This window comes from Wenzhouxiangella psychrophila, from assembly GCF_042310375.1.
Lineage (GTDB): Bacteria > Pseudomonadota > Gammaproteobacteria > Xanthomonadales > Wenzhouxiangellaceae > Wenzhouxiangella.
Window position 1 is genome coordinate 90,285 of the sequence record NZ_JBHJMQ010000012.1, and the last position, 12,875, is coordinate 103,159.

Annotated in this window: 8 protein-coding genes; 6 read left to right on the forward strand and 2 right to left on the reverse strand. The window is 62.9% G+C overall.

Annotated elements, in window-relative coordinates; genetic code table 11:
- Position 1: 1 nt before the first annotated feature.
- Positions 2–1,327, reverse strand: coding sequence for a flavohemoglobin expression-modulating QEGLA motif protein (locus tag ACDC66_RS13890; RefSeq protein ID WP_376697332.1), 1,326 nt, complete (start codon positions 1,325–1,327; stop codon positions 2–4).
- An 85-nt stretch (positions 1,328–1,412) separates the two neighbouring features.
- Here ACDC66_RS13890 and ACDC66_RS13895 point away from each other — a divergent pair, with 85 nt between their 5' ends.
- The 5 genes from ACDC66_RS13895 to ACDC66_RS13915 all read left to right on the forward strand — a co-directional run bounded on the left by ACDC66_RS13895 (position 1,413) and on the right by ACDC66_RS13915 (position 7,187).
- Positions 1,413–1,547, forward strand: coding sequence for a hypothetical protein (locus ACDC66_RS13895; RefSeq protein ID WP_376697333.1), 135 nt, complete (start codon positions 1,413–1,415; stop codon positions 1,545–1,547).
- 11 nt (positions 1,548–1,558) lie between these two features.
- Positions 1,559–2,449 (forward strand): 3-oxoacyl-ACP synthase III, encoded by an 891-nt coding sequence (locus ACDC66_RS13900; protein ID WP_376697334.1) that lies wholly within the window; start codon positions 1,559–1,561, stop codon positions 2,447–2,449.
- 94 nt (positions 2,450–2,543) lie between these two features.
- A complete protein-coding gene (locus tag ACDC66_RS13905; RefSeq protein ID WP_376697335.1) occupies positions 2,544–3,431 on the forward strand; it encodes an alpha/beta fold hydrolase in 888 nt (295 codons plus the stop codon).
- A 329-nt stretch (positions 3,432–3,760) separates the two neighbouring features.
- A complete protein-coding gene (locus ACDC66_RS13910; RefSeq protein ID WP_376697336.1) occupies positions 3,761–5,401 on the forward strand; it encodes a fatty acid CoA ligase family protein in 1,641 nt (546 codons plus the stop codon).
- Positions 5,402–5,732: 331 nt separating this feature from the next.
- Positions 5,733–7,187, forward strand: a complete 1,455-nt coding sequence (locus tag ACDC66_RS13915; protein ID WP_376697337.1) for a bifunctional 2-methylcitrate dehydratase/aconitate hydratase — start codon at positions 5,733–5,735, stop codon at positions 7,185–7,187.
- Positions 7,188–7,263: 76 nt separating this feature from the next.
- Here the strand turns inward: ACDC66_RS13915 and ACDC66_RS13920 are convergent, their stop codons facing one another.
- A complete protein-coding gene (locus ACDC66_RS13920; RefSeq protein WP_376697338.1) occupies positions 7,264–8,268 on the reverse strand; it encodes a class 1 fructose-bisphosphatase in 1,005 nt (334 codons plus the stop codon).
- Positions 8,269–8,499: 231 nt separating this feature from the next.
- Here ACDC66_RS13920 and ACDC66_RS13925 point away from each other — a divergent pair, with 231 nt between their 5' ends.
- Entirely contained in the window at positions 8,500–12,789 is a 4,290-nt protein-coding gene (locus tag ACDC66_RS13925; protein WP_376697339.1) for a response regulator, read from the forward strand.
- Positions 12,790–12,875 lie beyond the last annotated feature (86 nt).

Sequence of the window (12,875 nt, forward strand, 5' to 3'; positions counted from 1 at the left end):
CTCAGGAAAATTTCGCCACCGGAGCGGTGGCCAGTACCTCGGCGTAGCGTTCGTGCACGCGCCCGATTCGCACCCGCCCCAGAAAGCCTGAATACGCCAGGTAACTGACCAGGAAACGCCGGTCGGTGGCCCAAGGGGGAAGGAACTTCGGTGCCTTGAGCAGCCCCATTTCGGCCAGCTCGCACAGCACCGGGATATCGGCCAGCGAGAGCTTGCCGCAGAACAGCAACTGCAGGATGTCGACGCGGCCGGCGGCCACCAGCGAACGCAGGAAATCGTGCACCCGCAACAGGCCGTCGAGGTAGACGACGTCCTTGGTGAACGGTGCGCCGCCCGTGAGTACCCCGCCACGAAAAACGCGCCGGGCCTGTTCAAAAGCGGTGCATTGAAGCGCCCGCAGGCTCGGCCGATTGCTCTGTCTCTCTGCCGCGGCTTCCCCCTGCTCCAGGAAGTGGCTGTAGACTTCGATGAAATCGGCGCCCTCGACGGCCATCTGGATGGCCAGCACGCGGTCGGTCAGGCGGCCGAGTCGGTCGATGTCCATGCCGCCGGTGATGAACTCGGCAAATACGGCCAGGCCTTCCTGGGTTCGAGTTGTTCCGGGGTGACTGGCGGCAAGAATGGGCAGTTCGGTCTGGGCGCGGCCGTTAAGGGCAGTGGAGACGTGAATTCCGGCCTCATGGTGGATGAGCTGGTCCACGTCGCGATCGGTGAAGCGTGCGCCGGCCCGGATTCTGATGCGGTCGGCACCGGCGGTGGCGTTGGCCGAAAGCGAATCGACGATCTCGACGTCTGGCGCCTGGTCGCCAAAGAAGCGCAGCACGGCTGCACTCATGCGCCGGGCCACTTCCTGATCCGTGGCGCTGGCGTCGGCCGGCGTACCGAGGTCGATGTGGTCGAGCTGGTCGATGATACCCCGCAGGCGGCGAGCGAGCTGCAGCGGGCTGTCGGTAGAGTCGGGCAGGGCTTCGTCAGGGGCACCGTAGAGCTCGCGCGATACGGCGAAGAATTCCGGCTTGCCGAGGCTGTCGACCATGCGATTGGCGAGGTCGAGACGTCCGGCAATGCGCTCCAGCCACTCGCGGGCCGGGCCGCTTTCGGCAATCAGGGGGCGGGCCGTGTCCAGGGCTTGTCGGACACTGCCAGTATCGACGGGCGGGTATTCGACCCGGGGCAGTTCCCGTGCGCCGGCATCGAGGAAGCGATCGCGTACCGACAGCGGCCAGGCCAGAAGTCCCAGAATGCGCAGGGGTTGTTCGGCCTCGCGCAGCGCGGTCGCGGCGCGGGTGATGCGTGTTGCCAGCGCTGCTTCGGCCCGGGTGCTCAAATGAAGGTCCCACTCATCATTTCACGGTATAATAACTTGTTAACCCAACGAAACTGCCTCGAATTCGCGGCCAGGAAAGAGATTAATGCTGTTTGACAATGTCGTCATCAAGTCGGTGGCCTCGGTGGATGCCCCGCACACGGTAACCAGTGCCGAGATTCGCGATCGGCTCGCGCCCACGCTCAAGAAACTGCACGTACGCTCAAGAAACTGCACGTAAGGGGTAACCCCTTGATCGACCTGGCCGGCATTGAAGAGCGCCGTTTCTGGGACGAGGGTGTACTGCCTTCCGAGGCGGCGACCATGGCGGCCGAGAAGGCACTGGCACGGGCTGACATTGATCCCGACCGCGTCGGCATCCTGATCAACACTTCGGTTTCGCGCGACTTTCTCGAGCCGTCGACGGCCTGCATGGTGCACGGCAACCTCAAGCTGGCCAATACCTGCGAAAGCTTCGATGTCGGCAATGCCTGCCTGGCCTTCATCAATGGCATGAACATTGCGGCGCACATGCTCGACCGCGGTGAGATCGACTACGCGTTGATCGTCAATGCCGAGAACAGTCGCGAAATCAACGACACCACGATCGAGCGCCTGCTCCAGCCCAAGGTAACGCGCAAGCAGTTCAAGAGCGAGTTCGCCAGCCTGACCCTGGGCTCCGGCGCGGCAGCCATGATCATGTCCCGCGGCGATCTCGAACCCGAGGGACACCAGTACAAGGGCGGGGTCTCGCGTGCGGCGACCGAGTTCAACAACCTTTGCCGCGGCTACAATCACCAGATGTGGACCGACACCAGGAGCCTTCTGCGCGAGGGCATGAAGCTGGCCGGTGCTACCTATTCCACCGCCCGCCAGGTGCTTGGCTGGGTAGCCAACGAACTCGACCATGTCGTCATCCACCAGGTCTCGCGTGTGCACACCGAAGCCTTTATCCGCGCCTTCGGCGTCGAACCCGAACGCGTCTATCGCATCTTCCCGAAATTCGGAAATATCGGTCCGGCCTCCATTCCGACGGTGTTGAGCAAGATCGTCGACGAAAACCGCGTCCAGCGCGGCGACAAGGTCGCCCTGATGGGGATCGGCTCGGGCCTGAATTGCTGCATGGCCGAGGTCGTTTGGTAAACGCGTTGGCTTGTTATCTGGTTGGCTGGTTAGCTTGTTATTGCCGGAACCAGCCAACTAGCCAACCAGCAAACTAGCCAACAAAGGCAAGCGAATGCCCGTGGTATCCGAAAAACTCTTTCCCTTCGAAAGCCACTACCATTTCCAGTCGGCCGGCCACCGCATGCACTACGTGGACGAGGGGCCGCTGGAGGGGCAGCCGGTGGTGATGGTGCACGGCAATCCGACCTGGTCGTTCTATTACCGCAATGTCATCAACGCATTGAAGGGCGAGTTTCGTTGCCTGGCGCCGGATCATGTCGGCATGGGCCTGTCGGATCGTCCGGAAGAGTCCGGCTACGATTACACCATGGCCAGCCGGGTCGCGGACTTCGGGCACTGGCTCGACGAGGTCGAGCCGGAGCGCGAGATCGACCTGGTTGTGCACGACTGGGGCGGGGCGATCGCCATGGCCTGGGCCGTGGAGAACCCCGAGCGTGTGCGGCGCATCGTGCTGCTCAACACCTGGGCCTTCACCATTCCGGAAGATGAACCGCTGCCTTTCGCGCTGAAGTTCGCGCGCACCGGACCGGGCGGTTTCCTGATCAACCGGTTCAACGCTTTCTCCGGAATGGCGACGCGACTGGCTACAGCCACGAGGCTCGATCGTGAAGTGGCGCGCGGGCTGACCGCCCCGTATCGCGGTAGCCCGAGTCGCCGACTCGCCACGCTGCGTTTCGTGCAGGATATTCCACTGAAGGAATCAGACCGGGCCTGGCCGGTACTGGCCGACACCGAGAAACATCTCGACCGCCTGGCCGACAAGCCCATCCGCTTCATCTGGGGCGCGAAGGATTTCGTCTTCGACGACCGCGTGCTCGACCTATGGCGCAAGATCTGGCCGCAGGCCGAGATCGAGTACCTCGAGGATGCCGGCCACTACGTCCTCGAAGATGCTCCCGAGCGGGTCGTAGCGGGTATTCGGCAGTTTCTCGGCCAGTGAAAGAAAAGAATTGTGTCCACAGATGAACACAGATAAACACAGATTTGGTGTGCCGATAACCAGGGATTGGGCAACTCGTCCGCTCAACCATTCATCCGGCGCCGAAAATCTCAAATTCCAAGCACCAAATATCAAACAAATTCCAATTACCGAAATACGAATGACAGAAACGGCCAACCTGCTACGAAATGCTTGGCTGGATGCTCATTGGTGCTAGCAACTCCCAACGTGGGAAGCCTGGCACTAAGGCAACAGTCAAACACTCGAGTAACACAGTTTTTCATCTGTGTTTATCTGTGGACAAATAGATTTTGATTTCTTGCTGACTCATGGCCTCTGAACAGCCCATCAACATCGCCCACGCCCTGACGCGACAAGCCGAGGCGCAGCCCGAGGCCATTGCGTTGATCATGCCCATCAAGCGCTCGGCCGACGGCTGGGTCGACCGCCGCTGGACGTATCGCGAACTCGACGAGTTGACCGATCGACTGGCCGCCGGGCTGCAGGCCAAGGGCATCGGCAAGGGCACGCGCGTGGCCTTCATGGTGCCCCCCTCGCTGGAATTCTTCGCTTTGTTCTTCGCGCTGTTCAAGGCCGGGGCCGTGCCGATCCTGGTCGACCCCGGCATCGGCCTGAAGCCGCTCAAGACCTGCCTGGCCGAAGCCGAGCCGGAAGTGTTTATCGGCGTGACCCGCGCGCAGATCGCGCGCATGGTGCTGGGCTGGGCGCGCGGCAGCATTCGGCGGACCGTCACCGTGGGCCCGCGACCGTTCTGGGTGGGGCTGAAGTATTCTGACTTGCTGTCGGCCGGAGTGGAGGATTTCGAGCCCCCGGAGGTCGATGCCGACGACGATGCCGCCATCCTGTTCACCTCCGGCTCGACCGGCATTCCCAAGGGCGTGGTCTATCGCCACCGCATGTTTGCCGCCCAGGTCGAGCTGCTGCGCGAGACCTTCGGCATCAGCCCGGGGGAAGTCGACCTGCCGACCTTTCCGCCGTTCGCGCTGTTCGACCCGGCACTGGGCATGACCTCGGTCATCCCGATCATGGACTTCACCCGTCCGGCCCAGGCCGACCCGGACATGCTGGTCAGCCTGATCGAGACCTACGGCGTGACCCACCTGTTCGGCTCGCCGGCGCTGATGGACACGCTCAGCCGTCACCTGGAGAAGCACAACATCCGGATTCCGGGCGTGCGCCGTGCCCTGTCGGCCGGCGCGCCGGTACCGCCGAGCGTCATCGAGCGCATGCACGGTGCGCTCGATCCCTGGTCGGATATCCATACGCCCTACGGGGCGACCGAGGCCCTGCCGGTGGCCACCGTGGCCGGCCGCGAACTCGTCGGCGAACTGTCCGACGGCAATCGCTCGGGCAAGGGCATCTGCATCGGCCGGCCGCTGGCGGCCAACGAAGTGCGCATCATCCCGATTTCCGACGATTCCATCGACCTGACCGAGTACGCCGGTGAGGTTCCCGATGGCGAAATCGGCGAGATCTGCGTGGTCGGGCCCACGGTCACCGATACCTACTGGAAGCGAGAGCAGCAGACCCGGGAAGCGAAAATGACCGACAGCCGGGGCCGAACCTGGCACCGCATGGGCGACCTGGGCTGGCAGGATGACGAGGGCCGTCTGTGGTTCTGCGGCCGCAAGTCCGAGCGCGTGGTCGCCCCCGAGGGTACGTTGTTCACCGAGTGCGTCGAGGGCCCGGTCAACGCCATCGAGGGGGTGTTCCGCTCGGCGCTGGTCGGCGTCGGTGAAAAGGGTCGGCAGGAGCCGGTGATTGTCATCGAGCCTGAATCGGGTGCTGACCAGGCCGCGGTCGAGCGGGCCGTGCGCGAAGTGCTCTCCCGCGACTGGCTCACCCGAGAAATTCGGCGCGTGCTGTTCCACAAGTCCTTCCCCGTCGATATCCGCCACAACGCCAAGATCCGCCGCCAGGACCTCGCTGCCTGGGCTGCATCCGTGTGATCGCGTGTCGTTCTGTCTCACGCAGAGCCGCAGAGTACGCAGAGGAAACAATAGAAGCATTAACCGCGAAGACGCTAGGAGCGCGAAGGACCGTAGAAAAAACTTCAAAAGATTGAACCTTTAACCACGGAAGACACGGAAGCTCACGGAAAGAGCAAGTTCGATCAAAAGAGCTTTTTCCGTGCTCTTCCGTGTTTTCCCTGGTTCCATGGTTTTTCTTCGCGTTCTTTGCGTCTCTGCCGCTCGGCGGCTCTGCGCGAGACCCTTCGGCACCCAGGCCGCAATGCGCTAAAATGGCCGGCTTTCCGCACAACCATCAGGAGCCCGCACCATGAGTGGTGAGATCGATATTCGTTCGGCGACGCGCCCGGACCCGGACCAGCTGATTCAGGACATCGCCGACTACGTCGTCGACTATGACATCACCTCCAGCGAAGCCTGGGAGACGGCGCACTACTGCCTCAAGGATTCCCTGGCCTGCTCGATGCTGGCGCTGAAGTTCCCCGAGTGCGTCAAGTTGCTCGGTCCCGTCGTGCCGGGCATGGAGCTGGAAAATGGGTCTAGCGTTCCCGGCACGCCCTACAAGCTCGATCCCGTCCAGGCGGCCTTCAACATCGGCGTGCTGGTGCGCTATCTCGACTTCAACGACACCTGGCTGGCCGCCGAGTGGGGTCACCCCTCGGACAACCTGGGCGCGATCCTGGCCGTGGCCGACTACGTCTCGCGCCGCAACGTGTCCGAAGGCGGTGAGCCACTCAAGATCGAAGCGGTGCTGGAGGCCATGATCAAGGCCCACGAAGTTCAGGGCATCCTGGCGCTCAAGAACAGCTTCAACCGCGTCGGGCTCGACCACGTGCTGCTGGTGCGCGTCGCGTCTACCGCGGTGGTCACGAAGATGCTCGGCGGCGACCGCGACGACGTGGTCAACGCCGTCAGCCAGGCCTGGATCGACGGCGGCGCGCTGCGCACCTACCGCCACGCCCCCAATACCGGCCCGCGCAAGAGCTGGGCCGCGGGTGACGCCTGCCGCCGCGCCGTGCAGCTGGCGCTGATTACGCTCAAGGGCGAAATCGGCTACCCCTCGGCGCTGACCGCCAAGGGCTGGGGCTTCCAGGACGTACTGTTCAAGGGCAACGACCTGGTGCTCGAGCGCGAGCTGGGTAGCTACGTGATGGAGCAGGTACTGTTCAAGATTTCCTTCCCCGCCGAGTTCCATGCCCAAACCGCGGTGGAGTGCGCCTATAAGTTGCACGACGAGGTCAAGGATCGTCTTGACGAGATCGAACGCATCGAGCTCGAAACCCAGGAAGCCGGCTGCCGCATCATCGATAAGACCGGCCCGCTCAACAACTACGCCGACCGCGACCACTGCCTGCAGTACATGGTTGCCGCACCGCTGATCTTCGGCGAGTTGACGGCCGACTCCTACCGCGACGAGGTGGCCGCCGATCCGCGCATCGACGAACTGCGCGAGAAGATGACGGTCAAGGAGAATCCGCGTTTCACCGAGGAATACTTTGACCCGGACAAGCGCGCTATCGGCAACTCGGTTCAGGTATTCTTCAAGGATGGCTCGAGCACCGACGAGGTCTCCATTGACTACCCGGTTGGCCACCGTCGCCGCCGCGAGGAGGGCATTCCGCTGCTCGAGGACAAGTTCGAGCGCGCCGTTTCCGGCCAGCTCTCGGCCCGCCAGGCCGGCGCCATCATGACGGCAACCGAACGCTTCGACGCCCTCAAAGCCATGCCCGTGCCCGAGTTCACCGCGCTGTGGTCACTCGACTGATTGCCGGAATGAATCAAGAGATCGGGAAAAGGCCGCTTTGGAGCGGCCTTTTTCGTTGAAGGCGAAGCGTGGGGGTTCAGCGATGGTAAGCGCTCACGCGCTCGACCTCGTTGCGTGAGCCCAGGACCACCGGTACGCGCTGGTGCAGTTCTTCCGGAGCGACGTCCAGAATGCGCTGCTCGCCGGTGGAGGCCGCGCCGCCGGCCTGTTCGACGATCATGGCCATGGGGTTGGCCTCGTACATCAGCCTGAGCTTGCCGGCCTTGCCCTGGGCGCGAATGCGCTTGTCACAGGGGTACATGAAGATGCCGCCGCGGGTGAGGATGCGGTGGACCTCGGCGACCATCGAGGCGACCCAGCGCATGTTGAAATTCTTGCCCCTCGGGCCGTCCTCGCCGGCCAGGCACTCGTCGATATAGCGCCGGATCGGTTCGTCCCAGAATCGCTGGTTGGAAGCGTTGATGGCGAACTCCTTCGTATCTTCCGGAATGGTGACGTTCTCGCGGGTGAGGAGGAATTCGCCGAATTCGCGGTCGAGGGTGAACATGCTCACCCCGTCGCCGGTGGTCAGCACCATCATGGTCGAGGGACCGTACAGGCAGTAGCCGGCGGCGACCTGTTCGACGCCCGGTCGCAGGAAATCGGCCTCGGTCGGCTCGTGTGTGTCGTCGGGTGCGCGCAGGATCGAGAAAATCGTGCCGACCGAGACGTTGACGTCGATGTTGGACGAGCCGTCGAGTGGGTCGCACAGCAGCAGATAGCGGCCGCGACGCTCGGCGGTCATGGGGTGGATGCCCTCCATTTCCTCCGAAGCCAGCGCGGCGATATGCCCGTTGTGCTCGAGGGCCTCGATCATGATCTCGTTGGAAATCACGTCGAGTTTCTTCTGCTCCTCGCCCTGGATATTTTCGCTCTCGGCGCTGCCGAGGACGTTGATCAGCGCACCCTTGTCGACCAGTGCCGCGATCTTCTTGCAGGCCACGCAAACATCGTTGAGCAGGCCGGTGAAGGTGCCGCTGGCGCCAGCGATTTCTCGCTGGTTGCGGATGATGTAGTGGGTCAGGGTCGTGCCGATGCGCATATTTGAAGGACTCGTGGGTGGCTGTGAGACCGCAAAACGGGTCATTCTAGCCCCGGGAGCGGTGGGGGCCAAGCTGCGAATCAGCGGGCGGGGCTCGTGGGTGGGTTTACCGCCCCCGGGGTTCAGTCTTGTAAACTGTTTACCGGCTTATGGGAGGCGAGTTTTATTTTGCTTACGCAGCATCGGGGGGATTCGGTACGCGTCGCCAATGCGGGACTGGGATGTGTGCTGTTGCTGGCCGCATCTCTGTATGCCGGCTCGGCCGAGGCCTATCCGACCGTTAAATTCGATCATCTCTCGCCCGAACATGGTCTGGCGCAGTCGGCGGTGCAGGATATGGTCGGAGACGACCTGGGTTATTTGTGGGTTGCCACCCAGTACGGGCTGAGCCGTTACGACGGATACGGCTTTCACAACTTACGCCACCGCCCTGATGATCCTGCCTCCTTGAGTGACAGCCGCATTCAGGTCCTGCTCAGGGGACATGACGGGCAGCTCTGGGTCGGAACGCGGAGCGGGCTTGATCGAATCGATCCCACATCCCTGCGCATCGAGAGAATCCCCGTTGGCGAATTCGCCAATGGCGGCGCGGGTGGGCTCGAGCACAACGTCAGGGACCTGGTCGAGGACGGCGACGGCAACCTGGTCGTCCAGTCTACGGAAGGTCTGCTGATGCTTCCGTCGGGCGCCGACCGCCTCGTGCCCGTGGGGTTGGACGGGAGCGGGCAACCGTTCGAGGCTGGCGGCCTTGCAGTGGATCATTCCGGCCAGCCCTGGTTCTACAATACCGATGGGCTGTGGCGATTGCGGTCCGACCGGTCCGGCTTTCGTCGGGTGGCCGAAATCGACATCGATCGCCGAACCGTGCGCCGTTCTGCGATTTCGGTGCTCCCCAATGGCTGGCTGGCGCTCGCTGGCCGGTCCGGCATCACACTGTTCGATCCTGAGCGCGAAGCTGTGGCCGGGCGGATCCGGCCGAGCGATCATGGTCATGATGACGATTGGGTGGGCGCAGTCGCGGCTGACCCGCGCGGCATGTTGTGGGTGTTGACGCGCGAGTCACTGGTGCAGTTCGATCCGGAGAAGTCGCGCTGGGATGTGCGTTTCGTGCGCTGGCGGCCTGAAGGCGCGGTCGAGCAATTGGCCTATGGCCTCGACGTGATGCAGGACGACCGGGGTTATGTCTGGGTTGGTTTTCCCGAGGCGGTCGGGCTATCGACGCCCGACGGTAAACGGTTCCGAGTGCTCCGTCATGACCCGGCTGATCCGCACTCCCTGACGCCGTCGCCCGCCAGCGACATGAACAGGGTCTATCAGCATGATTTCGGCGTGGTCTGGGTCGGAGGAGGGCTGGGTGGCTTGTCTCGCTTCACGCCGCAGTCCACGCGCTTTGAGCTGGTGCGGGATCGAACGAGGGATGACTTCTTCGGCAGCGACAACGTCGTGCGCTCGGTGCTCGAGCAACGAACCGGCGGTCGGGAGTTTCTCTGGACGGGGCTGACCTATGGCGGGATTCGGGTCTGGCAGCAACGGGATGACAAGTTTTCAGTCGTTGCCGACCGCCTGCATACGCTCGCCGGGCCGGACAAGCGTCTGCCTGGCAATGCTGTCTGGTCGTTGGCCGAGGATCCGGTTTCCGGTCATATCTGGGCCGGGACCGACAGTGGCATTGCTGTGATCTCGGGCCGGTCGCGAAAAGTACTGGCCGTCCATCCAGTGCAGGAAGCCGGTCGTGACATCAAGATCAAGTCGCTTCAGTTTTCCGCCGATGGTGAACAGCTTTGGGTTGGCGCGGGGAGCCAGTTACGCAGCTTCCGCCTGAATTCCGATCGCATCGGTATTCAGCCCCTTCAGTGGACCGATCTTTCCGCCACCCGAGCGGGGCAGGAACGCGGGAAAATTAAGGTCCAGTCATTCCTTGAGACGTCTGACGGCACCGTGTTAGTGGCGACCAAGCGCGGGATCGTTGTCTGGAACCCGGAGAACGGAAAACTGGTCTGGCACGATCCGGCAGGGGTTCCCGGCTGGCATCCACGCAACCAGATTTTTCACCTGACCGAATTCCCCGAGGGCGTGCTTTGGGTGGGCACGGAGCAGGTTGGCCTGGGCCGTGCCCGGCTGCAGAACGGGGATATTTCGGATTGGACGTGGCTGGGCGAGTCCGATGGCCTACCTGACCGAACCGTTTACGCGCTGGTCTCCGGTAGTGCCGGTTACCTGTGGTTCAGCAGCAATCGTGGCCTGGCCCGGCTCAACCCCGAAAGCGGTCAGGTTCGGCAGTTCACCTTGGGGGACGGTTTGCAGGGCCTGGAGTTCAACAATACCGTTGTCACCCAGGGCGAAAGCGGCCGCTTGTATTTTGGCGGTATCAACGGCGTGAATGTCTTTCGCCCCGACGACATCGAGCTGCATCCGGAACCGCCACGAATCCACCTCGAGCGCGCGATATTGGGCGGAGAAGCCCTGCAGTTGCCTGGGGGGACTCCGGCATCGTTCTACACCGAGCATGATCGTAATTCCCTGGTGCTGGAGTTTGTCGGCCTGCACTTTACCGAGCCGGGACAAAACCGCTACGCCTACCGTCTCGAGGGTGCCGACAGGGGCTGGGTCGAGACCAACGGCACCCGGGTGGTTCGCTATCCGGATCTTGCGCCCGGTAACTACCGCTTCTCAGTGCGGGCAGCCAACAGCGATGGTGTCTGGTCGCACGATCGCCAACTTTTGACGCTCACCGTCGCGTCGCCCCCGTGGCTGACGCCGCGGGCCTGGACACTCTATGTCATTGTCACCGCGGCGCTGATCTCGACTTTCATCATGGTTGAGCGGCGGCGCCGACGCACGCTGGAGGACACCGTGGCGGCACGGACGCGGGAGCTGCGCGAGCAAAAGAGCTTGGTTGATCAGCAGGCGAGCGACTTGGCCGAACTGTTGCAGGCGCGTACAACCCTGTTTGCCAACATCTCGCATGAATTTCGTACGCCGCTGACGCTGATCGAAGCCAGCCTGGACCGGCTGGAACGTAATGGGAATGACTCCGGTGCCGCAAAGACGGCCCGGCGCTACTTGCGTCGACTGCTGCGACTGGTCGACCAGCTTCTCAGTCTGTCGCGGCTGCAGTCCAAGCGCGACTTGCGGGTTCCAGAGCCGTGGCCGATCGACCGGGTGGTGACGATGACAGTCGAAGCCTTCCAGGCAATGGCTGAGACGAACGGTATCGAACTCAGCCATGAGGTGGACGGAAGATGGCTGACGCAGTGCCACCAGGCGGATGTCGAGCGTATCCTTCTCAATCTGGTCGGTAATGCGCTCAAGTATTGTCCGGCCGGGTCGCGGGTGCGGGTTGTCGTCGAAGGCGAAAGCGACGGCGTCTTGCTGTCGGTCAGCGATGATGGGCCCGGCATTGACAGGCAGCAGCAGGCGCTTATCTTCGAACGTTTCAATAGGATGCCGGCGCATGAAAATGGTCGTATCGAGGGTGCCGGCATCGGCTTGACGCTGGTGCGTGAGGCTGCACGCGCCAACGGCGGGAATGTCGACCTCGTCAGTGAGCCGGGTCACGGCGCCAGCTTTCGGGTCTGGCTGCCCGCCTGGCGCGGCCATATGGAGAGTGCGCCGGTCGACCAACTGACCGAGCGGCGTCTGCAGCTCGAACTCGAAAGCCTGGCCCCCGAGTCCGGCACATCGGCCCCGGAGGCCGCACCGCCGCCGATCGGTTGCCCCGAGCGGCTCGGAACCGTGCTGGTGGTCGAAGACAATGACGATCTTCGCGGTCATTTGGCGAATGTGCTGGCCGGCGACTGGCACATCGTCGAGGCTGATGACGGCCGAAGGGCCCTTACGCTGGCGCGCGAGCGCATGCCCGACGTTGTCGTCAGTGACATCATGATGCCGCGGATGGACGGCCTAGAGCTGCTACGGCGGCTACGAGAAGATGTGCGTACCAGCCATCTGCCGATTCTTCTGCTGACCGCCCGGCAGGACGAGGCCACGCGCCTCCGCGGCTACTCGCTGAGTGCCGACGACTTCCTCGCCAAGCCTTTCAATCCCGCTGAACTTCGGCTGAGACTGCAGCGAATGGTCGATATGCGGGCGCGCATTCAGCAGCGCCTGTGGCGCGAGCTTGTGGCGACCGGGGTGAAGGCTGCCGATGCCCAACAAGCGCCTCCGTCCGATAGCCCGCTGCCCGACCTGTCCGAACGGGATGCGAGATTTCTCGAAAAGGTACGGGATTGGCTCGAGCGGAACCATGAACATCCGGATGCCAGCGTGCCCGAAATGGCGGCATTTCTGTCAATGGATACGCGAACCCTGCAGCGCAAGCTCAGGGCTCTGACCGGGCTTACGCCGGGGGCCCAGCTCCAGAGCTTCCGCCTCGAGTGTGCCCGGAAGATGCTGATTGAAAGCGACCGTCCGATTCAGGAGGTTGCTCTGGGTTGCGGCTTTTCCAGCCCCCAGTATTTCACCCGTGTATTCAGCCAGCATTTCGGCATGTCGCCCTCGGCCTGGCGAAAACAGCAGTGATTGGCGTCGATTGCCGGATTTGTACAAATCTGCGTCGGGTGCGTGCAAGTTCCCAAAGGACCATGGGGTTAGCATGAATCTGTCGC